The sequence below is a fragment of the Pseudomonas sp. LBUM1658 genome, assembly GCF_059716055.1.
This window is the reverse complement of sequence record NZ_CP166798.1, coordinates 3,040,615-3,065,861: the sequence shown is the minus strand read 5'-3', so window position 1 is coordinate 3,065,861 and position 25,247 is coordinate 3,040,615. Positions and strand designations below refer to the sequence as shown.

The following is a 25,247-nucleotide window of genomic DNA, read 5'->3' as shown; positions in this document are numbered from 1 at the left end:
GCAATCTTTTCTGCGGACGCCGCATAGATCAAAAGATCGCGCCTGCGGCAGCTCCTACAGGGGATTGCGGACACCCAGTACATTGCAGGTGTACGTGCACCTTTATGTGCGAATACAGCAAAAAAGAAATAATAATTATTCCTGTTTGGACTAAATCCCCGTCCCCCTTTTCGTCTTTGAGCAAACGGATTTTTTCAACGACGATAAGGAGACGGCTGCGATGTTCGCGCCTATCACCCGTTCCATGACCTTGACCCTGGGTCTTTGCAGTGCCGCCCTGAGTGCAGATTTGCTCGCTGATACGGAAGCCACCCAGGAGCCGGATGCCGCGCCTGCAGCCCTGGAGCTGAGCGCCACCAGCATCACTGCCCAAGGGCTGGGCACCACCACCGAGAACACCGGATCCTATACCACTGGCGCCATGAGCACCGCGACTCGCCTGAACCTGTCGATCAAGGAAACGCCGCAGTCGGTCTCGGTGATTACCCGCCAGCAGATGGACGATTTCAAACTCGATACCTTGTCCGAAGTCATGGGCCAGACCACCGGTGTGGTGGTCCAGCACCTGGATTCCGACCGTGTGGAGTACTCGTCCCGTGGCTACTCGATCGACAACTTCCAGATCGATGGCATGCTCAACACCTTCAGCCGCATGAAGTCCGACGCCGACACCATCATCTACGACCGCATCGAAGTGGTACGCGGGGCCACCGGCCTGAGCACCGGCGCCGGCGACCCTTCGGCCACCGTCAACATGGTGCGCAAGCGTCCAACCCAGCAATGGGCGGTGCAAAGCGGTGTCAGTGGCGGCAGCTATGACAACTACTACAGCTACCTCGATGTCGGCGGCCCGCTGGCCTTCGACGGAAGGTTGCGCGGTCGCAGCGTACTGGCTTATCGCGACAGCAAGTCGTTTCGCGACAACTACCAACTGCAACGTGAAGTGGGCTACGGGATCCTCGAAGCCGATCTCACCGACAGCACCGTTCTGGCCGTGGGTTATGACTACCAGGACAAGCAGGTCGACGGCACGTCCTGGGGTTCCTTGCCGATCTGGAATTCGTCAGGCGCCAAGGCCAATCTGCCGCGCTCGACCAACATGGCCGCACACTGGAGTTCCTGGCCGCTCAAGGACAAAACCGCTTTCGCCACCCTGGACCAACGCCTGGCCTATGACTGGCATTTGAAGGCGGCCTATACCCACCGCGAAAGCGACACTGACGGCAAGGTCTACTACGGCGGTGGGGGCTTTCCGAACGCTGATCGTAGCGGCATGCAGGCCTGGACCAATCACATGATCGGCCAGCAGAAGATGGCAGTGTTCGATTTCAACCTCGCCGGCCCCTATCGCCTGCTGGGTCGCGAACATGAATTGACGGTCGGTTACGGTGAGGCCGAACGTCGTGAGACTTCGCCTTTTCTGGTTGAAGGAACAACCCCGCCCGGCTACACCAGCATCCCGGACTGGAAGCACATGGGCGGCATTCCCAAGTTTCGCGACACGGTGACCGGCCTTGATGAATTCCGTGACAGCACCCGGCAAAAAGCCGGTTATCTGGCTACGCGCCTGAGCCTGACCGATGAGCTGCATGCGGTCCTTGGCAGCCGTTATGGCAGCTGGAGCGTCGACAGCAGGACCTACACCTATGACGATAACCTCCAACCGACTGCCGTCGACCACAGCAGTCAGCGCCACAACGATATGTGGACGCCCTATGCCGGCCTGCTTTACGACATCACCCCGGAATACACCGTCTATGCCGGCTATACCGACATCTTCAATCCTCAGTCCAGCCGTGACAAAAGCAAGAAATACCTTGAGCCCGTGGTGGGCAGTAACTATGAACTGGGTTTGAAGGGCAGCTTGCTGGACGAGCGCCTGAACCTGAGTACGGCGGTGTTCTGGAGCAAGCAGGACAACGTCGCCGAACTGGATGATTCGGTACCGCCCGATCCTGCCACCGGTGAGAGCTTCTATAAGTCTGGAGGCAAGGGCCAGAAAGTTCAGGGTTTCGAAGCCGAGGTTTCCGGGGAGGTTATGCCGGACTGGAATCTGACTGCCGGTTACACCTACACCCATTCGGTCAATGGTGAAAAGCAACGCACCAACACCACCAGTCCCTTGAACATGGTGCGGCTGTCGACAGTCTATCGCCTGCCCGGCAACTGGCGTGCCCTGAGTGTCGGCGGCTCGGCCAACTGGCAAAGTGACATGTTTGGTGTGGGCAACCGCCCCGTCGGGCGCGAGGCCAATGGCGACTTTATCACCCAGCGTACCAAAGTCAGTCAGGAGGCCTACACCGTGGTCGGCCTGATGTCGCGTTACGAGTTCGACAAACACCTGTCGGCCTCGTTGAACGTCAACAACCTGTTCGACGAGAAGTACTACGACAATGTGGCCTTCTATAACGGGGTCTTCTGGGGCGATCCACGAACAGTGACCTTGAGCCTGGACTGGAAACTGTAGCCCTGATGTAGGAGCGAGCTTGCTTGCAATGGACGACACAATCATGCCGGCCGGTAGCTCCCGGTGTCAGGGTAGTTGTCGTGTCTCAGAAAAACGGCCCATGCTCTATCTGGAGCATGGGCCGATTCCGGGAGCTGTTGATTGAGGCTGGTGCGCTCACTCATGTACGCCTGGTCTTCCTACAAGGCTTTGGTCCAAAACAGCATGCGGCCGTGGGCCGGGTCGAACATCCCCGCGGTGAAACCGAATTTACCGTAGGAGGCCTGAGCCACTTCATTGCCTTCGAGGACTTCCAGGGTGATTTTGCAGCAGCCACGCTGACGGGCAATATCCTCGACTTTTTGCAGCATTTTCTGACTCAAGCCAAGGCCACGGAATTTCTTCATCACCGCCACGTCATGCACATTGACCAATGGACGACAGGCGAAGGTCGAGAAGCCTTCGAAACAGTTCACCAGCCCGGCCGGTTCGCCTCCGACGAAGGCCAGGACACTGAAGGCGTGAGCACGCTTGGCCAGTTCGCCGGGCAGGTTTTGCAACACATCGGCCGACAATGGCTTGCCACCCCCCATGGGATCTTCGGCGTAGTGGTTCAGGACCAGACCGATCGCCTCGGCATGCACCGGGTTGGTATAGCTGGCTTGTAGTACCAGAATTTCAGCGGATTCCATTTCCATCCTCGATCGCATAGTGATTTGCCCTTTCTCAACACGTCTCCAGACGGTTGAAAGAGTCAGAGGACCTTATCGCGGCCGGACGGGTTCCGACAATACCTGTATGACGTTGCCGTAGTCTTTAGGGTTATTCCGTCAGAGTCGGGGTTTATGTCCTACATCTCCAAATCTGCTCTTCAGTCCAGCCCAGTTCAGCAAAGTCTTCGGCGCGCAACGCCGCTTCACCGGCGCAGAAAAACTCGTCCAGTTGCGGCGGCTTGACCGAAGTCCCGCTGAGCATGGCGTGGACCTGGCCACGGTGATGCAGCTGGTGTTCGAGCAAATGAGCGAGCATACGCAAGCGGCTGTCGTGCTGCGGGTGTTCGCGGGCGATGGTCACCACACGGCTCAGGTCCGCGTCCTGCAGTTGCTCGCAATAGGCGATCAGACGACGGTCCACCAGGCTTTGTTCGCGCTTGAGTTCGGCGCAGGTGTCGAATGGTTCGTCTTCGGTGAAGAACACATTGCAATCGGGATGGGGTGCTTCACCCCGCAACTCTCGCTCCAGGGCATCCACATAGAACCAATCGCAGGTCAGGATGTGATTGAGGGTGGCCTTGATGCTCGGAAAGAAGCTGACACGCAGTGCAACAAACTCGGCCTGACTCAACTGCCCGCAGGCCTTGGCCAGGCGGTGATTGGCCCAGGCATTCTGGTAGGCCATGGTCAGTAAGTGGTGGGATAGGGGCTGGTCCACAGTGGCACCTCCTATGATTCAAAGCACTGCGCCAAAACGCTGCAACTGCATTTCCCGCAAACGACTGAGGGTGCGGCGAAACGCAAACGCAAGGTAACCCTCGGTGTACAACGACTCCATTGGCACCTGCGCTTCGATGTACAGCGGCACTTTACGGTCGTAACACTCATCGACCAAGGCGATGAAGCGCCGCACGCTATCGTCATGCACCGACAATTGCGGCAACTCCCGGTCGCCGGCATCGACTCGCTCGACCCCGTCTTCGGTGCCGCGGGCAATTCGCCCGGGGCGTTTTCGGGCGCTGAGATTGGGCACTTCACTTAATACAATAGCGCGGAACCTGTCGCACAAGGCCATGAAGTCCATGGCTGCAAAGGGTTGTTCACACAGGTCGGCATAACGGCACCAAAGCACAGTTGCGCTGGACAGCATGGCAGTGACTGAGCGGTATCCGACGCTGACCTGCTCACTGGAAACCGCTTGCCCGACCGTCAGCCCCTTGAACACCTCGCTCGTGAGGCCATGCGTACTGAGCCAATAACGCTGGACCCCGACCCCCGGATGCAAACGATGGTCCTCTGCGCCATCCACCGCCAATATCTGCATATGATTGTTGATTGCGGCAATCGCCGGTAGAAATCGATCGCGGTTGAAGCCATCGGCATACAGCTGTTCCGGCGGCTGATTGGAAGTGGACACGATGACCACCCCCTCCTCGAACATCACCTGGAACAGCCGCCCGAGAATAATCGCATCGCCGATGTCATTGACGAACAGTTCATCGAAACACAACACCCGAACCTGTGCGCTGAGCTCACGGGCCAGCGCCTGCAAGGGGTCGGCAGTGCCGGTCAGCTGGAACGAGCGCTGATGTACCCAGCCCATGAAATGGTGAAAGTGCTGACGGCGGGCCGGGATGCGCAGACTTTGGTAGAACTGGTCCATCAACCAGGTCTTGCCCCGCCCGACCGGGCCCCACAGGTAAACACCGGTGACTGTCGTCTGGCTCTGGTGCAAGGCTTTATGACATTGCTCAAGTGCCTGCACCACCCGCCATTGCGCAGCATCCTGGACAAAACCCTGTTGTTCGATGGCATGTTGGTAGGCGCTGAGGGGGGAATCGAAGGTCATACAGGCAGACTGGTCGGGACTGAAGCCGACCAGTATGCCATGTCCCTCGTAGCAGCTGGCGAAGCCTGCGTTTGGCAGCTGCTACGCGCGCGTCCGGCCCCTTGTGCCTACAACGAAATATCCAGCCGGGCGATCTTGCCTTGCTCATCGAGCCGGAACACGTAGCGCAACTCCAGCGGGCTGCCGGGAAAGGTGCCGCAGATCAGGTTCTTGACCAGCACCTTGCCGGTACGTTGTTGCACATCAAGGACTTCGACCCGCGGCTGGTAACGTCGGGCGGCATCCTCCATCCACTGGGCGATGGCCTGGGTGCCTACCCGATGTTCGCCCTCATCGAAAACGTTGGCATCCTCGGCGAAGAAACTGGCGACCGCCGAGCTGTCACGGGCATTGGTCGCGGCGATGTAAGCGGCAATGGACGGTGTGAGTGAAGTGGCTGGATTCGACATCTTGATACGGCTCCTTGTTTGTTGATTCTGGAGCCATGCTAAAACAGCCGGGTGTCAATTCTTGTCAGGAGTGAAACGTCCGGCTTCATCCAGTTGCATCAGTTTGCGCCAGGCCCGCAACAAGTCGCTGCGCCGCCCCGGGTAGCGTTCGCCCTGTTCGCTGGCGGCAGCAATCCGGTCGGTGCGGAAAGTCCGATACGCCCCGCGCAGCTCGCACCAGGCAACGATCACCCGCGCCTCGTTGAAAAAGCCCAACGCCAACGGCCAGATCAGCCGCTGGCTGGGCACTTTATTCACGTCGGCGTAATCGATGTGCAGCTTGGCCTGGCTGCGAATGGCCTGGCGAAACACATTCAACTCCACGGCATTCTGCGGGTAACCATAGCCCGGTGGTCCGGGCAGTACCGTCGGGTTACGCAGAGCATCCTGTGCCGCCGGTGCCAGCACCGCGGCGATCTTCGCCAGGGCATCAGCGGCGGCCTTGCTCAGCACCTCGTCACCGCGCTGATCGACATAGCGCAAGCCCAGCACTATGGCCTCTGTCTCATCGGCATTGAGCATCAGCGGTGGCAGAAACAAACCGCTGCGCAGGACATAACCTATGCCCGCCTCACCATAGATCGGCGCTCCGAGCGCAGTCAGCTCGGCTATGTCGCGATACAGCGTGCGCTCGGAAATCTCCAGCTCGCTGGCCAGCACCGCGGCCGTCACAGGGCGACTCTTGCCGCGCAGGACCTGGAGCAAGGTTAATAAACGGCTGGTACGCGACACGTCGCTCACGCTCTTGTTTTAAAGGTCGAGGGAGATTAGCAGAGCCTGCTGTCAGAAACTGTCAGCAGTGAACCGAGCGCCGATCGACCATTGGGCAGTGAACCGAAAAGCGTCTTGACAGCAAATATTACTAGCATAATATTAAATAAATGTTGATTGAAATTTATTCCTCCCCCAGTTTTTTTAGGAGTTATCCCATGCATTACAAGGTCTTTGGTCGTCGCACCGGCTTGCGCGTTTCGGAACTGGCCCTGGGCGCCGGCAATTTCGGCACTGGCTGGGGGCATGGCGCCGAACGGGATGAAGCGAAACGAATCTTCGATGGTTATCTGCAAGCCGGTGGCAACTTTATTGACACCGCCAATGGTTATCAAGCCGGACAATCGGAAACCATGCTCAGTGAGTTCATTGCCGCCGAACGCGACAATTTGGTGATCGCCACCAAATACACCATGGGTACCACGCCTGCCGCCGGCATTTCCCACACCGGCAACAACCGCAAAAACATGATCCGTTCGGTCGAGGAAAGCTTGAAGCGGCTGAAGACCGATCACATCGATCTGTTCTGGGCCCATATCAGTGACGGCGTGACGCCAATGGAAGAAATCCTTCGCGGGTTCGATGATTTGGTGCGTGCCGGCAAGATCCACTACGCCGGGCTGTCCAATTTCCCGGCCTGGCGCATCGCCCGAGGAGAATTGCTCGCCGAAGTACGCGGCTTTGCGCCGATTACTGCGATCCAGGTGGAGTACAGCCTGGCCGAACGCAGCGCCGAGCGCGAATTGCTGCCCATGGCCGAAGCCCTGGGGCTGGCCGCGACGCTGTGGTCGCCATTGGCTGGCGGTTTCCTCACCGGCAAATACCGCACCAGCAGCGATGACACCCGCGCGAGCAAACTGGGCATGCTGGTTCACGCGGAAAAAGGTGCCCGGGAAACCGCCCTGCTCGACTCCTTGCTGGCAGTAGCCGCCGAACTGGCCGCCAGCCCGACCCACGTCGCCATTGCCTGGTTGCGCGAAAAAGCCAAACGCTCGACCACCGCGCTGATTCCGATTCTCGGTTCACGCACCCGCGAGCAACTCGATGCGACGCTGGGGGCGTTGGAGGTGCAGTTGAGCGCGGAACAATTGGCTCGTCTGGATGGAGGCAGTGAAGTGGCGATGGGTGTGCCCCATGAAACAATCGCTGGATCAATCGGGCGCTACAGCGGTACAGAGGTGTTGGATCTGCCGGTGATTCCAGTGGTTTAAAAGCTTCGCAGTGTAGGAGCGAGCTTGCTCGCGATGGTCTCAACGGCGACGCGTTTATTCAGAAAATACGCGTAATCGTTAACGTCCATCGCGAGCAAGCTCGCTCCTACAGGGGGCAGCCCTACCGATCCACCTTATGCCGCGCCGCATACAAACACAGCATTTCCATCGCCAGGGTCGCGGCCGCCAGTGAGGTGATGTCCGCGCTGTCATAGGCCGGGGCGACTTCCACCACATCCATGCCGACCAGGTTGATCCCGCGCAAGCCGCCGAGAATCTCCAGCGCCTGCACCGTACTGAGACCGCCACACACCGGCGTGCCAGTGCCGGGAGCGAATGCCGGGTCGAGACAGTCGATGTCGAATGTCAGGTACACCGGGTTATCGCCGACCCGCGCGCGGATCGCTTCGATGATCGCGTCGCAGCCGCGTCGATGCACCTGTCGCGCATCCAGCACCTGGAAACCCTGATGGTCGTCATTGGTGGTGCGCAAACCGATCTGCACCGAACGCGACGGGTCCACCAGTCCTTCTTTGGCCGCATGCCAGAACATGGTGCCGTGGTCGATGCGTTTACCCTCTTCATCAGGCCAGGTGTCGCTGTGGGCGTCGAAGTGGATCAGCGACAACGCGCCGTGCTGCCGGGCATGAGCCTTGAGCAGCGGGTAGCTGATGAAGTGATCGCCGCCGAAGGTCAGCATCGCGCAACCCGCCGCGAGGATTTTCTCGGCATGCGCCTCGATGCTGTCCGGCACTGACTGCGGCGTGCCGGAATCGAAACTGCAATCACCGTAATCAATCACCGCCAGATGATCGAACGGATCGAAGGTCCAGGGCCAATGCCGTTCCCAGGCAATTCCGGTCGAGGCACTGCGAATCCCCCTTGGCCCGAAACGCGCCCCCGGGCGGTTACTGGTGGCGGTGTCGAACGGTACACCGCTGACCACCACATCGACTCCGCGCAAGTCGCGGCTGTAACGACGGCGCATGAAACTGGTAATGCCGGCGTAGGTGCTTTCGGCGGCAGTCCCGTAGAGGCTGTCGCGGGTCATGGCCTGGTCGTTCTGATTGGCGATTTCCATGGAGAGGTCCTTATTACTGGATTATTGGCGGCTACGGAAAGTGGTCCAGACGCGGGTGCGCTGCCGCATGTCCTTGAGGCTCATGCTGCGGTCGGCGTATAGGCGCTCACGCACCTCGGCGGGCGGAAAGATGTCGGCGTCGTCACGCACGGCGGCATCTATCAGGGGGATCGCGGCCAGATTGGCGCTGGCGAAGAACAGCGTATTGGTCAGCCCGGACACCGATTCGGGGCGCAGCATGAATTCGATAAAGGCCCGGGCCGCTTCCGGGTGCGGGGCGTCCTTGGGGATCGCCAGATTGTCCTGCCAGACCAGCGTGCCTTCCTTGGGAATCCGGTAGGTCACTTCAAAGGGTTTATTGGCCTTGTGTGCCTGATCGGCGGCCACGGCGGCGTCACCGTTGTAGGTCAGCGCCAGGCACACACTGCCGTTGGCCAGATCGCTGATCTGCCGACCGGTGGCGACGTACAGCACCGAAGGTTGCAACTGATGCAGCAGGGCTTCGGCGGCAGCCAGATCCTTCTTGTCGGTGCTGTAGGGATCTTTACCGAGGTAATGCAGCGCCAGACCGATCACTTCCTGAGGCGAATCGAGAATGGCGATGCCACAGTCTTTCAATTTGCTGGCGTATTCGGGCTTGAACAGCAGGTCGAGGCTATTCAGGGGTACTCCTGGCAAGCGCTGCTGTACCGCTTCGACATTCATCCCCAGGCCCAGCGTTCCCCAGGTATAGGGCACGCCATAGCGGTTGCCGGGATCGACCGCGGAGAGCTTTTCCAGCATGTCCGGATCGAGGTTGGCGTAGCCTTTGAGGCTTTCGCGGGGGATTTCCTTCAGGGCGCCGGCGACCAGACCACGGGCCAGTACGCTGGACGATGGCACCACCACGTCATAACCGCTGCCACCAGTAAGCAGCTTGGTTTCCAGGACCTCCGGGGTATCGAAGGTGTCATAACGCACATGGATGCCGGTTTCCTGTTCGAAACGCTGCAACGCCTCGGGCGCCACGTAATCGGCCCAACTGTAGAGATTGAGTATTTTGTCTTCGGCCACGGCCGGGAGAGCCATGAACAACACCAGCGCTGGACAACAAAACTTGAGAAGAGAACCCATGACGAGCACCTGCCGGGAGTGAGTGCCTGCAGCATGCGCCGGGTTTTACATTGCAAAAATATTAAGATTATTATCCTGACTTTACCCATGAGTAATGTTTGATGCTCGGTCAATTTCACGATCTGGACCTGCAGCTGCTCCGCTTGTTTGTCAGCGTTGTCGAGTGCGGCGGTTTCAGTGCCGCACAAGGCGAACTGGGCCTGAGTCAGTCGAGCATCAGCCAGCAAATGGCCAAGCTCGAAACCCGACTCGGTTATCGGCTGTGCAGTCGCGGCAAAGGCGGTTTCAAGCTCACCCCTAAAGGCGAACAGCTGCTCAGTGCGACTCGCGGGTTGTTCGACTCCATTGAAGCGTTCCGCCATCAGTCCAACGGCATGGCCGGTCGATTGCTCGGCGAGGTGCGCCTGGGCTTGTCCGAAGCCCTTGATCAATTGGTCCTGCAACGGGTCGCCGAGGCGATCCGGCGCTTTCGCCAACGGGATGAGTCGGTGCGCATCGAACTGGTCAGCGCCATGCCCGGGGAAATGGAACGGCTATTGCTGCAGCAGCGGCTGGACCTGGCGATCGGCTATTTCTCACAGGCCCAGAGCGCCTTCGACTACCGCCAGCTGTTCACTGAAACCCAGCATCTGTACTGCGCAAAAGGTCATCCGCTGTTCACCAACGACGCGCCTGACGATGACGCGTTGCACAGCACCGACCGGGTCGACCACCCCTATCGCTTCCTGCGCAGCGACGAACCCTTCCAGGGCAAACTCTGCTCGGCCCGTTCGGAACAGGTCGAAGGTACCCTCGCTTTCATCCTCTCCGGCAAACATGTCGGTTACCTGCCCAGCCACTTCGCCCGCTCCTGGGAGGACAAAGGCTTGCTCAGAGCAGTACCTCGGCCGGACCTGAGCTTTGAAGTAGCCTTTCACCTGGCCCGGCATCGGGCCCAGGTGCCGGGGGATGCGCAGCGGGCATTCGAGGAGGATCTGCTGACCGCGTTTTCCCTGAACTAGCGTGTGCAAGCGCGCTACAGTGACCAGATCAACCAGAGAACATGTCCATGCGCAGATTCATCGGTTTTTCCCTCGCCCTGCTCTTGCTCAGCTTGAGCGCCTGCGCTCTGTTCCCCAATCGGGATCCGCTGAACATCAATGTGGTGGGTATCGAACCGCTGCAAAGTCAGGATCTGGAGGTGCGCTTCGCGGTGAAGATTCGCCTGCAAAATCCCAATGAAACGCCGATCGACTACAACGGAGTGGCGTTGAATCTTGAAGTCAACGGGCAGCCGCTGGCCACTGGCGTGAGCGATCAACAAGGTTCCATCCCGCGTTTCTCCGAAACGATCCTGACGGTGCCGGTGAGCGTCTCGGCGTTTTCCGTGTTGCGCCAGACCCTCGGCCTGAGCCAGACCCAAAGCCTCGACAACCTGCCCTACGTGCTGCGCGGCAAACTGGCGGGTGGGCTGTTCGGTACCATGCGCTTCGTCGATCATGGCAATCTCAGCCTGCCTGGCTCGATCACCGGGACCTGGTAACCTGTGGCGAGGGAGCTTGCTCCCGCGCCACAATGGATCGCTGTCCATAGATTTTTGTTACATCCCAGGAGGAAGCATCGACATGGAATCCCCACCCACTCTGTACACCGAACGCCTGATCCTGCGCCCGCTGGAACTGGCCGATGCCGAGGCGATTCAGCAGCACTTTCCCCATTGGGAGGTGGTGCGTTATCTCAACGCCCTGGTGCCATGGCCTTATCCGGCGGACGGCGCGCTGACCTATTTGCGCGACATTGCCCTGCCGGCCATAGCCCGGGGCGAAGAGTGGCATTGGTCGATTCGCTTGAAATCAGCGCCCGGGCAACTGATTGGCAATGTCAGCCTGATGGATGAACAGGACAACAACCGTGGCTTCTGGCTGGCTCCGAAATGGCAGGGTCAGGGGCTGATGGGCGAAGCCAGTGCGGCCGTGACCGACTATTGGTTCGAAACCCTGGGCCGCCCCCTGATGCGAGTGCCCAAGGCCGCACCGAATCTGGCCTCGCGACGCATCTCGGAGCGCGACGGCATGCGCCTGATCCGCACCGAAGAGCGCGACTTTGTCAGCGGGCGCCTGCCGTGCGATATCTGGGAAATCAGTCGTGAGCAATGGCGCCAAAAAAGATCGCAGCCTTCGGCAGCTCCTACGCAGACCCTGTACACCCGCAAATGAACTGGTGTATGCAATTCCTGTAGGAGCTGCCGCAGGCTGCGATCTTGGCGATCGAGTCTGCGCAGCATTTCTATGGAAGCAAACACTGGTCTCAATCCTGAATAAACCGAACCCCCGGCATGGCCCGTTCATCCACGCTCAACTCGAACACATCCGGGCGCGCGTAGTGTCCTGTCACGTCGAAGTCGTAGCGGGCGCGGACCAGTTGGTCCGTATCGATCTCGGCAGTCAGCAGACCGGCACCGCCCACCAGCGGCCCGGCAAGAATATCGCCCATGGGGCTGACGATCACGCTGCCGCCGGCAATCAGCCGGCGCTCGGTCGGCCAGTTGGCGATGTCCAGGCCCAGGGCTTGCGGTGAGTCCTGGACCTGGCAGGCGCTGACCACGAAGCAACGCCCTTCGTGGGCGATATGGCGCATGCTGACCTGCCACATTTCCCGCTCATCCACCGTCGGCGCACACCAGACCTCCACGCCCTTGGCATACATCGCAGTGCGCAGCAGCGGCATCATGTTTTCCCAACACACCGCGCCACCGATTCGACCAACCTTGCTTTCGACAACCGGCAAGGTCGAACCGTCGCCCTTGCCCCAGATCAGTCGTTCAGTGCCGGTGGGCATCAGCTTGCGGTGTTTGGCCACCAGCCCGCCCTGTGGCTCGAAATACAGCACCGTGCAATACAGCGTGCTGCCGGATCGTTCGATCACCCCCAGCACCAGACTGGCGCCGGTACGTGCCGACAATCCCGCCAAGGCTTCGGTTTCAACGCCGGGAACATCGATGGCGTTGGCGAAATAGCGGGCAAAGGCTTCCCGGCCTTCCGGCAAGCGATACCCCAGTTGCGTGCCGAATCCTTCGCCTTTGGGGTAGCCACCCAGCAAGGCTTCCGGCATCACCACCAGGCTCGCGGCAGATTCAAGGATGGCGCCTTCATAGGAAAGGATCTGTTCCAGGGTCTCGCCTTTGCCGCCGGGCAGAGAACCGATTTGCAGTGCAGCAACGATGGACTTGGGCATCGCGGTAACTCCATGAGCAATGAGGGGTTGCTCATTCTCCGGCCGCGCCCGATCATTAATAAAGACCACTTCACTGCTGAATGATATGAGCCAAATGAATATCGCTAACGTCGACCTCAACTTGCTCAAGGCCTTCGAGGCGCTGCATGACGAGTCCAGCGCCAGCCGCGCGGCACTGCGTCTGGGGGTGACACAATCGGCCATGAGTGCGGCGTTGCGGCGGCTGCGGGATTTATATGGCGATCAACTGTTCGTGCGCACGGGTCGCGGGCTGGCACCGACGTTGCGGGCCAACCAGCTGAAACCGGTGGTCAGTGAAGCCCTGAACAAATGTCGGCAAAGCCTGGCGATGGTCGATCCGGCTGCCAGTCACTACGAGGGCCGTTCGGTCACCGTCGGTTTATCGGATGACTTCGAGATTGCCTACGGTCGCAGGATGATCGAGGAGGTCTCCCAGCGTGCGCCGAAACTGCGCCTGATCTTTCGGCAAACCCACAGCCAGATTGTTGCCCAGGCCTTGATGGAGCGCAGTATCGACCTGGCAATCACCGCCGGTGGTTTTGCCGAGCGCATGCTCAGCCGCCAGGTGCTTGGCGAAGGCGATTATCTGTGCCTGGTGGATCCACGCAGCCTGGCGGACGGCCAGCATGCAATCAGCCTCGACGAGTTCGTCAGGCGCGAACATATATTGGTGTCGTCAGGAGGGTTTATCGGGATTACCGACGAAGGGCTGGCCGGGCTGGGACTGAGCCGACAGGTCTGCGCCTCGACCACCCACTTCGCGGCATTGCCTTATCTGCTCAAGGGCAGTCAGGCTGTGGCGACTATCCCGGCCCATGCGGCCCGCAGCATTGCCACACTCACCGGACTGACGTTGCTGCCCTGCCCGTTGGCGCTGCCGCGCTATCCGATCGAACTGGGCTGGCGCACCGGCACTCAGCTCGATCCAGTGGTATTGAAGGTGCGCGAAGCCATAGTGGCGAGCTTTGCGGAGCTGCCGCAGGCTGCGATCTTTTGATCTTAGCCCCGCCTATTTCGCCGCCATCAACCGATTGACTTCACTGCGCACCATGTTGGCAAACTCCGGTGGAGACATCGTATCGAGCTCCGAGCGCACCCATTCCGCCCATTTGCCCTTGCGCTTGGCGCGTTCGCTGAACAAGCGGGCGCCCTCGCCCTTGGCTTTGCCCAGGTTGCTCTGCCAAAGGTCGAACAGACGGGACTTTTCATCTTCGAGCGCCGCGCGCTCGGCAAGGGGCTGGTTAGCCAGATTGAAGCTCATGGGAGTTACCTGCTGCGTAAAATAGGCGACATCTTACACTGTAGAAAGAAATGTCTCGGCCTCGATTTCCCGTCGATTGTCGACTCAGGCACAAAAAAGCTGCAACTTTTTCACCTTCGGCGGACTCCATTGTTCACTGCCCATTCACCTGCAAGGAGTCTCTCGATGGCCCGGAAAAACGCCACGCAAATGGCCGAAGAACAAATCAAGGATCAAGCCTTCAGTGAGCTGCAAACGCTGATTGAAGAGTCGGAAAAGTTACTTAAAAGCAGCGCTTCACTGGTGGGCGAGGAAGCCGAAGGTCTGCGTCAACAAGTCGCGCTGAAACTCAAGCAGGCGCTGGACGCCGTATCGAACGTACGCGAACGCGGCAAACCTGTGGTCGACGCCACCGAAATCTATATCGGCGGCCACCCGTGGCAGACCGTGGCAATCTCTGCCGGTTTTGGTCTGGTGGTCGGCCTTTTGCTAGGACGTCGCAACTAAGGCGTAAGCGTCAAGGGGGGGCCTTGCGCCCCCCCTAACTATATACCGCAGCCCCCTTCCCCTGTCGCTCTAACGTTCCGCCATGAAGATCCGTCTGCATTCGGACAGATCAGGACGAGCACACCCTCCATGGCAAATATTCCGCTTTCCCCTTACTACGACGTCGATAAGTTAAAAACGCGCTATCAAGAAGTTCTGAAAAAAGCAGTTCTTGATAAGCACATTACCGATACAGACAAACAATGGCTGGAAACCGCCCTTTTACCGGACGATAAGATGCGCGCCGCCCAGTCCGTGCCGATGCGCATCGATAGGGTCCAGTTCGTATTGCCGGGCAAGCCACCTTGCGATCTGTTCGGCTCATTCAAACTAAGCGCCCCCAAGACGAAAGACGCTCCGGTATTTCTCTACTCCCTGGCCTGTGGTCTGGATAAATACGACGATGAAAACGCGCTCCTCACCTCTCTGGCCGAGCGACTCAAGGACCCCCTTAAAACCAACGAGCTTCTGCGCTACGTTCCAGTCGATCAACGTTACGCAATCTGCGCCACGCTCCCGCCAAAACTCCAGCCCTACCTAGTCAACATTGATGCTTTCAATGATCTGCGCCAAGCGCTGCTGGACAACTCGGCAAGCGATCTGGTGGGTATGGCGGACGAGTTCCTCAGGCTGCCTTCAATCAACTCCGCGCTGAACGATTACCTGCAAACCCAGCTGGATAACATTTACCCCGAGGGAGAGCTGGATCCGGAGGCTATTGACGTCAACAGTTTCATCACCGTGGATGAAGAAGACGAGCACGGAGTCAACCACGCCATTCAAAGCGAGATCTCTTCATTCACGCTGACAGAAACCGTTTTGACCTATTACCGCAGCGGTTCATGGCCATCGGCACAAATCAGGGAGTACCGCAGCGGGGTTGGCCTTGAGGAGGAGTTCGCGCGCAGAGGCTTGCCCATTATAAACGACGCCAAACGGTTTGATGCCCTGGTCGTTCGAGCCAGTACCGAACTCCAGGCTCTTTTCAAAAAAGCACTCGAGCAGTTCTGGTCAAGTCCATTCGCCGGCAACCACACTCGCCGTGACTATTTCGCTGATGTCCTGGCGCAGCGGTTCGCCAAAGAATTGAGGTCACACGACTACTCGGGCGACATTTCCCCTACAGAGAGTATCTGGCTCGCCAGGGTCAACCAATTACCCTCGCACACATCCTCGACGGAGCCGCTTCGGATCGATTATCTTTCCTATACCGCACCTGGAAAAAATGAAATCTTTTTTGCCGGGGCTTTTCTGGTCAGTCATACCCTTCCGAGCTCCTCCAGGGTTTTTCTCTATGTGCCGAATGAGGGGCTTGAATCATTCGAAAACCTCCACGACCTGAAACAACAACTGGGTGCACGCCAAGAACGCCCAGGCGCCCTCAACAACCTGTTGTCTTGCCTCTCCTTGAATGAGTACCTCGCCCCCGAGGGGCCCGCGGGCTTCGGCTTTCAGGCTCACAAACTGGACCAGGCGGTTTTCCCGGAGCGCATGGACTCGATCATCGGCAAACAGCTGGCCAATGTCCGTTACGTGTTGAACCTGCTGAAAAAGAAACATGCAAAGCTCGATATCAATGATGCTGTCGACTACGCGCTGGACATCCGGAGCATGCTCGACAGCCGATTACCGACCCTTGAAGAACAGCCCCGCTGGGACAACCTCAAGGCATCCAGCGAGGTGAACGTATTCAATCCAATCGAAGCGCCACTCGCCTTTCAACCACCGACCACACCATCTGGCGACCCCATTCAAACGGCTCTTCGAAGTCTAACGGCACTCGATTCCTGGACCAACGAACTCTGGAATCGCCGTCCGACCATCCGTTCGTTTTCACAAACGCAGATGCAGAATTACCTGACTTACGTGCACAGTGATCTTTTACCTGATGACATCCATATAGAGGCTGAGTCCAACACTATCAGTGCGACCGAACCCGCCCTGCTCAATTACTCCAGCAATCTGCCCGACCTCTTGATCGAGCAATTGACTGGTTATGCACAGTCCAAGGGTTATACCGGCACCGGTCATGCCTTCAAGTGGGTTAAAGGCGTACAGCAGGCGCTAGCGGAAAATCAGCCTGACCAGCCTGCCCTGCAGAAAATGCTTGGTCTGGCGAAGACCGACTTCCTCAAGCGTTACCTCGAAGAACTGAAGCGTTTCTACGCAATCGCTGATACCCAGGGGCATTCAATCAAGGACACCCTGATCAAGATCAGGTATGCGGCGCTATGGCACGAAATCAACCTCAGGTCGGCGGATCAAAGCCTGGACGAGAATGATCGCCAGCTGCTCGCCACGGTGCTCGACAGCCCCGTCAGAGCCATGCGTAATACCCTGAATGGCTTCCGCCCCGATGTCTATAGCCTTGCCCTGAGTGCGGACGATCAGCCGGCACGGGTAAAACTTGCCAATTGCTTTGTGATTGTCGAACGCGGCGGTCTTGGCCCGGCACACGCCCCTGAAGACTGCGGACGGGTCGTTCTATGGACCCCGGAGCGGGGTCTGGAGCCGTTCAACGCCATGCCGACACTGCTCGGCCAACTCAATGCACGACTGCCTGATATTGGCGAGCGCTCCAGCCTGCTCGATAATATTTCGTGGAAAGACCGTTCAAGAATCCTTGAGCAAACCTCAATCAAGATAGAACTGAAGGTTATCGAGGGCGACTTTCAGGAAGTTCTTCAGCAATGGCAGATAGACGCCGAACTGGCGACGAGTGAAAACCTGTTCCACCTTGCCCAACTCTCACAACTCAGCGCGCAACATACCTTTGACCTGATGCGGGACCAGCCCCCGGATATCCGGGCAGCAATCAACCTGGACAAACTGATTGCCAGCGCCCAAAACACGCTATTCCGGCACACACTGCCGGACTGGTTACGGGGCAAAGCGCTCAACGAGCATCAAGAGTACCTCGAGGCGCTCAGAGCCTATCGACGGTCCATGGATGCAGAGAAAAACTATCTGCATGACATTCCGGATCTGCACGACTTTGCGCGCTCGAGACTCAAGCCCCTGCTTGATGCCAAGGACCCGGATCACCCTCTGAACCCGGACCTGATCGACGTCACCGTTACCCATTATGAGTCGTCCCTGGCCCCCGCTGGCGAGCCGCCCTTCTTCTTCGCTGCAAATGCAAAGGGCACTGCGCCACACACCACTGAAAGCTTGACTCAATTTGCCTTGAAAACTTATGCGCAGGTCAATGGTGCGGCGATTCTCATAAGCTTCAAAAACAGTAGCCTCCCGGTTCCCGAGTGGTTGACCCCTCCCTGGCTGCAAGAGGTATTTCGCACGCTGGACATAGGCAAGGAGTATGTAAAAACACTCCGTGCCCAACTCGATGAGGGTAAACCGGGGATCGATGAGCGCAAGGACCTGTTTGCCACACAACTACCGGCGCAACTGATTGAGCAGGCGCTAGCCATGAGACTCCAAGGGGAGCTCACAAAAACAGCGTACTCGTTTGTCAAACAAGTCATGACGATGCCGAACGCCCTCGCCAGAGAGCCGTTGGGTGACGTAAATATTATCGTCCGCCCGCTGGAGCTCATCCCGGACAAGGACCTGAAAGCCGACGCCGCGCTCGGCATGTACTTGATTGGCCCAAGGCAGCCCGCCGCTGGGCCACTCATCCTGTATACGCCATACAGCAAGGATTTCGGGTTCAAAGAGTACAGGGATGAAGCGCACTTGATCAGTGATCTGCAAACTTCCGCGTCCCTGCAAGCACTGGTCCTGGAGCGAATGTCGAATGCCGCCGCAAAGATCTATGCCAATGTCGGTTTCATCGAGCCGCACATTCCTTTTTCCGATCTGCCGACCCGCACGCCTGGCCCCATCAGTCTTTCGTACACCCCCTATAAGGGCAATCTGCTGAACAGCCTGTTTGCCGACAACACGGCCTTGTTGATCAGAATGGCCGAATTGCAAAGCGTTACGGCCGCACAGGCCGGATGGGAAAGATTGAAGTTCTTGCTGACGCCCGTTATCAATGCCGGATTCATGTTCGCGCCTGGAATAGTCACGCTGCCTTTCATCATATGGAGCAGCCTCCAATTGGTCGCGCAAGTGGCAGAAGCGATCAAGGCATCCAAGTGGGGCGAAGCTTGCGACTTAGTCATCACCAATTTGCTGCAAATGGTGGCCATGCACCCACTGCGCATGCGGCCGGCACGCGAGGGTTCCAGGGCTCTGGAAATCGACAGGATGCTACGACCTACCGGCCTCGCCTGGGCAGACCATCCGATGAGCGCCGAGCAAATCACCCGGCTGCGTGAATTCGAGTTACCCGGGATCGAGCTGAACAACCTGCAAAGCGATGAGACTCCTGGAGTCTTTAGAGACCCGATAAGTCAGCGCCGATGCGCCCCGTTGCAAGGCCGGGTTTACCGCATCGATAAACGCGCGGGGGAATGGAGAATGGTCAATGACGACAGGGTTGGGCCCGCCCTGAAAAGAAATCAGATCGGCGTCTGGGAAATAACCACCGCCCCCCTCTCTCGTTCAGTTGCAAGATCGATCGAGGGGAAAAGCGCGACGGTTCGAGCAAAGCTGGAAATGGACTTCAACGCGCAAGGTATGACGCAAATCAGGACACGCTACCCGGCAAAAGCCCGGGCCTTGCAGGATGCACACAAAACCGCGTTTATGAAATTGCTGGGATGCCGGTTCGTATTGCGCAAGCCAGCGCCAGGCTCGTCTCGAGACCCAAGAGCCATCTCGATCATAAAAGAGGTTCTTTCGATCCCTGATGTAACACCCGCGCTCTATGACCAATTGAGTGCAATGGTTAGCGCGTTACTCGACGAACTCTGGACCCCCTCCATGAACATCTATAACTCGAAACGCTTCGTCATAGGGACAACCACTACGCCAGACAATGTCGTCGCATTCTCGGTACCCGGCGATCCCAAGCGCAGAATCTTTTTCACCGAGCATTTTTTTGATCCGAGCCTTCGTGGTGAAGACTATCCGGTTATTGGATCCTTCGATCAGGGGTCGCACTCGCGCGCAAACACCTTGATTCATGAACTGAGCCATCTCGTATTGGGTACCAAGGACCTGGCCGATGCCTGGTCCGAGTACCCGCCGACAGCCAAACTCGATACAACCCGTCTGGGACCTTTCCAGACACCGGACTGGATAGTCAGTAGTCGCAGAAAAGCGTTCTCCAGGAGTACCTCTGCCGACCGCCTGTTCATGGAACCACTCAACCATACGGCCCTGGAAACCATTCTCAAAGTCAGCGGGACCGCCAACCTCAATGCCGCACGGCTGGCCTTTCTTTATGACCCGACAGTGCGTGCCCGGATGATCCTCTCCAACGCAGACTCGGTGGCCCTGCTTATTTCAGAACTGGCTGCTTTGGACCCCACATGGAGTGCCTGGACCAAAACGCCTGCGAATAGCATCCTGCAAAATACTCTGTCTCATTAGGGTATTGCGGACACCCATACATTTTCCGGTGTACTCGGTCGGCGTAGGAGCTGGCGCAGGAGCTGGCGCAGGAGCTGGCGCAGCCTGCGATCTTTTAGCGGGTTTGGGAATGCCGAAGGGCAGGATCAAAAGATCGCAGCCTCGCTCCGCTCGACAGCTCCTACACAGCTCCTACGGGCCTCAACCTCCAGCCAACCCACGCAGCTGCGCCAACTCATCCACCGCAATGGCAATTCCTTTTTCCTGGGCCTTGGCTCTCTCGGCATGACGACGATCCCCCGGCAACCGCTTGAGCCCTACACCATGCATCTGCCGCACCAATTCCTGGCTGCGCTCGGCGAAGCTCTGCCCGGCGGCCTTGCTCGGATCAATCAGAATGATCAACTGGCCAGTCCAGGGGGTTTTCGCTCCCGGGTGATTGGACCAGTCGAACTCAAACGAGAAGTTGCCGCCAGTCAAGGCCGCCGCCAGCAGTTCAACCATCATCGACAGCGCCGACCCCTTGTGCCCGCCAAACGGCAACAGCGCACCGCCTTCGAGGATCGCTTTCGGGTCCTGGGTCGGCTGGCCCAGGCTGTCCACGCCCATGCCGGCCGGCAGCCGCTCACCTTTGCGCGCAGCGATTTGCACATCACCGTGGGCAATGGCACTGGTGGCCAGATCGAAGACGATCGGCTCACCGTCGGCCCTGGGCGCGGCAAAGGCAATCGGGTTGGTGCCAAACAGCGGCCGATCGGCGCCGTGGGGCACCACGCAGGTCATGCTGTTGACCATGCTCAACGCCACCAGCCCTTCATAGGCGAAAGGTTCGACATCCGGCCAGAGCGCCCCGAAGTGATGGGAGTTGCGTATCGCCAATACCGCGATCCCGGCACTGCGGGCCTTTTCCACCAACAACTCTCGGGCAGCTGCCAGGGCCGGTTGCGCAAAACCGTTGGCCGCATCGACCCGAACAAACCCTGACGCCACATCTTCAACGATCGGCAGCGCCTTGCCATCGACCCAGCCGCTGGCCAGCGTCGATACATAACCGGGGATACGGAACACACCGTGACTATGGGCACCATCGCGCTGGGCACTGGCGCAGTTATCAGCCAGCACGGCGGCCACTTCGGCCGAGGTGCCATGGCACAGGAAAATCTGTTCCAGCAACGCCACCAATTGAGCGTAGGTGAGGTGTTCTGAAGGGGGTTGGACAACCAAAGGTGATGCAGACATCTGAAGCTCCAGTTTAATTGTTGGAGGGGGCAACAGCGTATGAAGATCCGGCACCCTGATTAAACAACGCTTTGCAATTGACCTGTCAACTCTTGTCGATGGTTCATGCGCAAGTACTAACTATTTACCGCCGCCAAAGAGAACCCGCGCCTTAGGATCGCGGTCTTCTTGAACGCATTGGTGGTTGCAGTCAACTGCCGGCAAAAATCCGAGGTAGACCATGGACGACTCTACGCTGCCCTATTTTTTTCCTGAGGTTTTTCTGCCTGTCACCCGAAAGCAACCGAGCGAGCGCGAACGCGCTCGTGGCTTCACTGTTAAAGACCTTGACTGGCTAAAGAACCTGCTGCTCGCCAGCCATGCCGAGCGTTCAACACCAACAGAGCCGATGCAGGTCGACAGATTTTTGCTGAACACGCCTGGCAACGACACACCATTGATTCTTGCCGGTGCCTTCATGATGGGGCCGACACCCGATGAGAAAAAAGTCTTTCTCTACACCCCCTACGGAGGCCTGGAAAAGTTCGCCAACGCCGGCATGCTGATGGCCGAACTGACCGCGCGGCTGGACATCCCGGCACAGCGGACCGAGTTGCTGCAGTTCCTGTCCATCCCACAACGCGCTGCCTTGAAACCCGAGGACAAGTTCACCCTCACCACTTCGTTGATCGAAGGTGACGTATTCGAAGACCAGGCCACCACCATCCGGCTTTACCAAAGTCAGAATGCGCAGGCCATGCTGACTGAACTCCTCAAGTTGCCGACACTCACCTCAATGCTCAATGCAACGCTCAACAGCACCTTGCGAACACAGTTGCCGGGGCTGGATCAAAGCCAGACCCGGATGAACAGCTTTATCGAGGAGGTTCCTGTTCATTCCCAACCGGACAATCAGCCTGTACGCCGCTGGGTCGACTCGGTGACATTGAGTGAAGCCCTGTTGAGTTTCTATCAGAAACAAGGGTGGCCCCTGGGACGAACCCGGGAATTTTTCAACCCAAAAAGATCTGATGACCCGTCAGACCCTGAACGCACTGCAAAGGATAAACAGCATTGGGAAAAGGCAGTGAAAGACATTTCCGGCAGCCTGACCCTGTTGCTGAGCTTTCACCTTGAGAGTTTCTGGAACACTGAAGTCAATCACGGACAATCACGGCTGGCGTTTTTTGCAGAAACCATGAGCGACAAGTCACGCATGGACTTGCTGTTCAAGCGTCAAGAAAAAGTCATTACCGCGCAACAGTGCCAGCAATTAACCACACTCTATTTGCAGGACAGCACATTACGCAAAGCACACAAGGATCCACTTCACGTCGAGAAAGTCCGCATATGGGAGCACTACCCACACTACGTTGAACTGGCCAGCACGCTGATGATCAGCAACTCCGGCGCCTACCTCTATACCCAAGCCGAAGGGCTGCAACTGCTTGAAAGCCACTCCGACTTGCTACAGGTGTTGCAAGCAATGGCCAAGGCCGCGGGCCATGAAGATGAACTTTACGACTCCCTGACACTGGAAGAGCGCCATCGATTTATCGGTTTCAAGCACCCGCAAGTCTCCGGGGCCCCGGTGCTGGGTGCGGTGTTCACGGAAATCATCCAGGGAATCGTCGACAAGCAGCTGCAAAACCTCGAGTACGCCCTCGGAATTTATCGCCGCAGCGAAGGCATCGTGGATATCGACGCCTTGCTCGATCACGCGCTCGACATCCGCTCCATGCTCGACAACCGCTTGCTGACGCTGGATGCCAGTGGCCGCTGGAGCACCCGTCCGGTTGCCAGCGACAAGCAACGCCCCTCTACCGTCCAGGCGGAAAAGGCGAAAAGACTCGAACAGACCTGCAAAACCATCGAGGACTCTCTTGCCAAGGAAATCGAAACCCATCCGACCCTTCAGGGCACAGCCACGATTGCACTTGAAAGCACCTTGAAAATATTGAAATTCGATGACCTTTTGCCAAAAAACATCGACATCAAGCGTTTCTCGGAAAACCCCGGGCCAGGTAAGGAACATCCATCGACCGACTCCCACACCCTGGTCGACTATTTTATTGATCGTTTGGTTTCCGGGGCCGAGTCCATTGACGAATTTCCCGCAATCGGCACCTACAGGGAAAGTCCTGCTGACAGTTCATCAAAGCTGGCAATCTTGCCTGCCGCGACGGTTAAAACCCTCATTCAGACCGCACTGGCGTACTTCAAGGGGCATGACCTCAACGATATCCCGAAAAACGCCCTTGAAGAGATGAAACCCAGGCTGGCCCACGCCATGTCGGTGGGGATACGCGGGGAAGCTGAACTCAGGGTTCTGAACAAAACGTTGCATCCCCAGGATCAGGCGATTATTACTACCGCGCTTAATCCCGACAGCCCGGACAGACGAACTCGGCAAGGGTTGAACGGGTTCCGGCCGGATGCTTACTCTTTGACCCTGGAGCGCACGGGGCTTCGCACACTGCTTCCCTTGGCCCATTGCCTGTTACTGAGCGAACGTGGTGGTATAGACCCTGAGCACTCAGGGCGGATGATCCTGTGGACGCCAGCGCTGGGCCTGGAAGTATTCAGCTCGGTCAACAGCGTTCGAAGCGAATTGGCCAGGCGTTTGCTGAGTTCGAAAGAACGCCTGATACTGCTGGAAAACCTCAAGGCGACCGACCGACAATTCCATCAGACTTACTCGCTCGGCCCATTCCGACTGATCGAGCGCAATGTAGCGCAAGACCGGCAACAGACTGGTATCGAGCACTATCTTGCAGAGCGCAAGCAGACCCTCTCGCTCAAGCTGCCCGCCAGACAACTGTTGAGCCGACTCGACGATCTGAAGAAAATCCCCGCCCCTCTCAATCTGCAACGAACCACACAGGTGGCGCAGGCGATCTTCCAACAACAATCATTGCCGGTCTGGCTGGGGATGGCATCGGCACAAGAACAGCAACTGCATGTCGAGTTACTCGAACAGTATCTTCATAACGTAGATGCCGACCGGGACTATCTTCACGGCATCCCGTCACTGCGTGATTACGCTCAGGAAAAACTGACGGAACTGCTCAAACTCCGTTACCCGGGACATACACTTGACCCCTCTGAAGTATCGATCACGCCGCGTCTCGCTTTGGCCGGAAAAAAACAGGCACTGACCGATTTCGCACTCAACCACTTCGATGGCCTGGACGACACCGATTTCACCGTGGCATCCGCAACAGCCAAAGCGCTCCCGGCGCAATTGAACCCCGCATCAGTAAGGCAACTGGTGCGTCAACTGGATATCAAGACGCACTACCAGACACTGCTTAAAACCTACCTTACTATCGGCAATGCCGGTGCCACCGATCGCCAGCAACGCTTTATCAAACAACTGCCCTGGCAGGTCCTGCAATACGCTCACGGGCTGAAACTTCAAGAACGGCTTTCCGACGGCGCCTACTCATTGATCCAGCAAGTCATGGACATGCCCGACGCGATTGCTCGCTCAACCGTCTCCGGTGCCAAAGCCCTGATCCGTCCACTCGAGTTGATCGCGACTGAAGGCGCCGCGGCGGTCAAAGCGCTCGGCCTCTACCTGATCGGCCCTGAACCGGGAAGCAAGGGGCCGCAGGTTCTTTATTCGCCTTACTACCAGAACCATGTATTAAAAGAGTATGAAGATGAAACGAGTTTTTTAACCGAACTGCGAACCTCAGGTACTCTGAAAAGTTGGTTACTAGAACTTCTCCCTGTCGCCCAACAGGCCATTTACAGAAATCTGCTGACAGGCACCGACCACCAGAGCTCGGATATCAGGTTGGCCTCGAACCCGATAACCGGAACTCTGCTCAAGCAATTGTTTGAGGACAACACAGTTCTGCTGCTGAAGCTGCTCGGCAGTCAGTCCCAAGCCAAGCAACACGCCTAATGG

The 25,247-nt window shown here is 58.0% G+C and carries 19 protein-coding genes; 9 read left to right on the top strand and 10 right to left on the bottom strand.

Annotated elements, in window-relative coordinates:
• Nucleotides 1–220: 220 nt before the first annotated feature.
• Nucleotides 221–2,467 (top strand): TonB-dependent siderophore receptor, encoded by a 2,247-nt coding sequence (locus ACA064_RS14010; RefSeq protein ID WP_497673882.1) that lies wholly within the window; start codon nt 221–223, stop codon nt 2,465–2,467.
• 179 nt (nt 2,468–2,646) lie between these two features.
• Here the strand turns inward: ACA064_RS14010 and ACA064_RS14005 are convergent, their stop codons facing one another.
• The 5 genes from ACA064_RS14005 to ACA064_RS13985 form a co-directional block, all read right to left on the bottom strand.
• The gene (locus ACA064_RS14005) at nt 2,647–3,138 is read right to left on the bottom strand and encodes a GNAT family N-acetyltransferase (RefSeq protein WP_497673881.1); all 492 of its coding nucleotides are present in this window, start codon (nt 3,136–3,138) and stop codon (nt 2,647–2,649) included.
• Between the two features lie 151 nt (nt 3,139–3,289).
• A complete protein-coding gene (locus tag ACA064_RS14000; protein ID WP_497673880.1) occupies nt 3,290–3,877 on the bottom strand; it encodes a DinB family protein in 588 nt (195 codons plus the stop codon).
• A gap of 18 nt (nt 3,878–3,895) precedes the next feature.
• Complete coding sequence (gene zapE, locus ACA064_RS13995) at nt 3,896–5,008, bottom strand: cell division protein ZapE (RefSeq protein ID WP_497673879.1); 1,113 nt, start codon at nt 5,006–5,008, stop codon at nt 3,896–3,898.
• Between the two features lie 107 nt (nt 5,009–5,115).
• The gene (locus ACA064_RS13990; protein WP_150803481.1) at nt 5,116–5,457 is read right to left on the bottom strand and encodes a nuclear transport factor 2 family protein; all 342 of its coding nucleotides are present in this window, start codon (nt 5,455–5,457) and stop codon (nt 5,116–5,118) included.
• A 54-nt stretch (nt 5,458–5,511) separates the two neighbouring features.
• Nucleotides 5,512–6,228 (bottom strand): helix-turn-helix transcriptional regulator, encoded by a 717-nt coding sequence (locus tag ACA064_RS13985; RefSeq protein ID WP_497673878.1) that lies wholly within the window; start codon nt 6,226–6,228, stop codon nt 5,512–5,514.
• Nucleotides 6,229–6,425: 197 nt separating this feature from the next.
• On the opposite strand from ACA064_RS13985, the gene ACA064_RS13980 reads away from it, so the two are divergent.
• Nucleotides 6,426–7,478, top strand: a complete 1,053-nt coding sequence (locus tag ACA064_RS13980; RefSeq protein WP_497673877.1) for an aldo/keto reductase — start codon at nt 6,426–6,428, stop codon at nt 7,476–7,478.
• Between the two features lie 121 nt (nt 7,479–7,599).
• On the opposite strand, the gene speB is transcribed toward ACA064_RS13980, so the two are convergent.
• Both speB and ACA064_RS13970 read right to left on the bottom strand, forming a co-directional pair.
• A complete protein-coding gene (gene speB / locus ACA064_RS13975; RefSeq protein ID WP_497673876.1) occupies nt 7,600–8,559 on the bottom strand; it encodes an agmatinase in 960 nt (319 codons plus the stop codon).
• Nucleotides 8,560–8,580: 21 nt separating this feature from the next.
• Nucleotides 8,581–9,672, bottom strand: coding sequence for a polyamine ABC transporter substrate-binding protein (locus ACA064_RS13970; protein WP_497673875.1), 1,092 nt, complete (start codon nt 9,670–9,672; stop codon nt 8,581–8,583).
• Nucleotides 9,673–9,773: 101 nt separating this feature from the next.
• On the opposite strand from ACA064_RS13970, the gene ACA064_RS13965 reads away from it, so the two are divergent.
• From ACA064_RS13965 to ACA064_RS13955, 3 genes are all read left to right on the top strand, one after another.
• Nucleotides 9,774–10,673 (top strand): LysR family transcriptional regulator, encoded by a 900-nt coding sequence (locus ACA064_RS13965; protein ID WP_497673874.1) that lies wholly within the window; start codon nt 9,774–9,776, stop codon nt 10,671–10,673.
• A gap of 47 nt (nt 10,674–10,720) precedes the next feature.
• Entirely contained in the window at nt 10,721–11,194 is a 474-nt protein-coding gene (locus ACA064_RS13960; protein ID WP_497673873.1) for an LEA/WHy family protein, read from the top strand.
• An 82-nt stretch (nt 11,195–11,276) separates the two neighbouring features.
• A complete protein-coding gene (locus ACA064_RS13955; protein WP_497673872.1) occupies nt 11,277–11,867 on the top strand; it encodes a GNAT family N-acetyltransferase in 591 nt (196 codons plus the stop codon).
• Between the two features lie 91 nt (nt 11,868–11,958).
• Here the strand turns inward: ACA064_RS13955 and ACA064_RS13950 are convergent, their stop codons facing one another.
• Nucleotides 11,959–12,885: a carbon-nitrogen hydrolase family protein gene (locus ACA064_RS13950; protein WP_497673871.1), complete on the bottom strand. Its 927-nt coding sequence runs from the start codon at nt 12,883–12,885 to the stop codon at nt 11,959–11,961.
• Nucleotides 12,886–12,970: 85 nt separating this feature from the next.
• Between ACA064_RS13950 and ACA064_RS13945 the strand changes: the two genes are divergently transcribed.
• Nucleotides 12,971–13,903, top strand: coding sequence for a LysR family transcriptional regulator (locus ACA064_RS13945; RefSeq protein WP_497673870.1), 933 nt, complete (start codon nt 12,971–12,973; stop codon nt 13,901–13,903).
• Nucleotides 13,904–13,915: 12 nt separating this feature from the next.
• Here ACA064_RS13945 and ACA064_RS13940 read toward each other — a convergent pair whose 3' ends face one another.
• A complete protein-coding gene (locus ACA064_RS13940) occupies nt 13,916–14,167 on the bottom strand; it encodes a hypothetical protein (RefSeq protein WP_497673869.1) in 252 nt (83 codons plus the stop codon).
• Between the two features lie 165 nt (nt 14,168–14,332).
• Here ACA064_RS13940 and ACA064_RS13935 point away from each other — a divergent pair, with 165 nt between their 5' ends.
• Nucleotides 14,333–14,653, top strand: a complete 321-nt coding sequence (locus ACA064_RS13935) for an ElaB/YgaM/YqjD family protein (protein WP_497673868.1) — start codon at nt 14,333–14,335, stop codon at nt 14,651–14,653.
• A 129-nt stretch (nt 14,654–14,782) separates the two neighbouring features.
• Nucleotides 14,783–20,134 (top strand): dermonecrotic toxin domain-containing protein, encoded by a 5,352-nt coding sequence (locus ACA064_RS13930; RefSeq protein WP_497673867.1) that lies wholly within the window; start codon nt 14,783–14,785, stop codon nt 20,132–20,134.
• A 180-nt stretch (nt 20,135–20,314) separates the two neighbouring features.
• On the opposite strand, the gene ACA064_RS13925 is transcribed toward ACA064_RS13930, so the two are convergent.
• Nucleotides 20,315–21,352 carry an Ldh family oxidoreductase gene (locus tag ACA064_RS13925; RefSeq protein ID WP_497673866.1) on the bottom strand — a complete coding sequence of 346 codons (1,038 nt, stop codon included), beginning with the start codon at nt 21,350–21,352 and terminating at the stop codon, nt 20,315–20,317.
• A gap of 844 nt (nt 21,353–22,196) precedes the next feature.
• Between ACA064_RS13925 and ACA064_RS13920 the strand changes: the two genes are divergently transcribed.
• Entirely contained in the window at nt 22,197–25,244 is a 3,048-nt protein-coding gene (locus tag ACA064_RS13920) for a dermonecrotic toxin domain-containing protein (protein WP_497673865.1), read from the top strand.
• Nucleotides 25,245–25,247 lie beyond the last annotated feature (3 nt).

Excerpts from the sequence above, each read along its gene's own strand:
- ACA064_RS13960 (WP_497673873.1), top strand. The coding sequence starts at position 10,721 with ATGCGCAGATTCATCGGTTTTTCCCTCGCCCTGCTCTTGCTCAGCTTG.
- ACA064_RS13965 (WP_497673874.1), top strand. The coding sequence starts at position 9,774 with ATGCTCGGTCAATTTCACGATCTGGACCTGCAGCTGCTCCGCTTGTTT.
- ACA064_RS13930 (WP_497673867.1), top strand. The coding sequence starts at position 14,783 with ATGGCAAATATTCCGCTTTCCCCTTACTACGACGTCGATAAGTTAAAA.
- ACA064_RS13925 (WP_497673866.1), bottom strand. The coding sequence starts at position 21,352 with ATGTCTGCATCACCTTTGGTTGTCCAACCCCCTTCAGAACACCTCACC.
- ACA064_RS13980 (WP_497673877.1), top strand. The coding sequence starts at position 6,426 with ATGCATTACAAGGTCTTTGGTCGTCGCACCGGCTTGCGCGTTTCGGAA.
- speB (WP_497673876.1), bottom strand. The coding sequence starts at position 8,559 with ATGGAAATCGCCAATCAGAACGACCAGGCCATGACCCGCGACAGCCTC.
- ACA064_RS14010 (WP_497673882.1), top strand. The coding sequence starts at position 221 with ATGTTCGCGCCTATCACCCGTTCCATGACCTTGACCCTGGGTCTTTGC.
- ACA064_RS13945 (WP_497673870.1), top strand. The coding sequence starts at position 12,971 with ATGAGCCAAATGAATATCGCTAACGTCGACCTCAACTTGCTCAAGGCC.
- ACA064_RS13990 (WP_150803481.1), bottom strand. The coding sequence starts at position 5,457 with ATGTCGAATCCAGCCACTTCACTCACACCGTCCATTGCCGCTTACATC.
- ACA064_RS14005 (WP_497673881.1), bottom strand. The coding sequence starts at position 3,138 with ATGGAATCCGCTGAAATTCTGGTACTACAAGCCAGCTATACCAACCCG.
- ACA064_RS13970 (WP_497673875.1), bottom strand. The coding sequence starts at position 9,672 with ATGGGTTCTCTTCTCAAGTTTTGTTGTCCAGCGCTGGTGTTGTTCATG.
- ACA064_RS13950 (WP_497673871.1), bottom strand. The coding sequence starts at position 12,885 with ATGCCCAAGTCCATCGTTGCTGCACTGCAAATCGGTTCTCTGCCCGGC.
- ACA064_RS13920 (WP_497673865.1), top strand. The coding sequence starts at position 22,197 with ATGAACAGCTTTATCGAGGAGGTTCCTGTTCATTCCCAACCGGACAAT.
- zapE (WP_497673879.1), bottom strand. The coding sequence starts at position 5,008 with ATGACCTTCGATTCCCCCCTCAGCGCCTACCAACATGCCATCGAACAA.
- ACA064_RS13940 (WP_497673869.1), bottom strand. The coding sequence starts at position 14,167 with ATGAGCTTCAATCTGGCTAACCAGCCCCTTGCCGAGCGCGCGGCGCTC.
- ACA064_RS13935 (WP_497673868.1), top strand. The coding sequence starts at position 14,333 with ATGGCCCGGAAAAACGCCACGCAAATGGCCGAAGAACAAATCAAGGAT.
- ACA064_RS13955 (WP_497673872.1), top strand. The coding sequence starts at position 11,277 with ATGGAATCCCCACCCACTCTGTACACCGAACGCCTGATCCTGCGCCCG.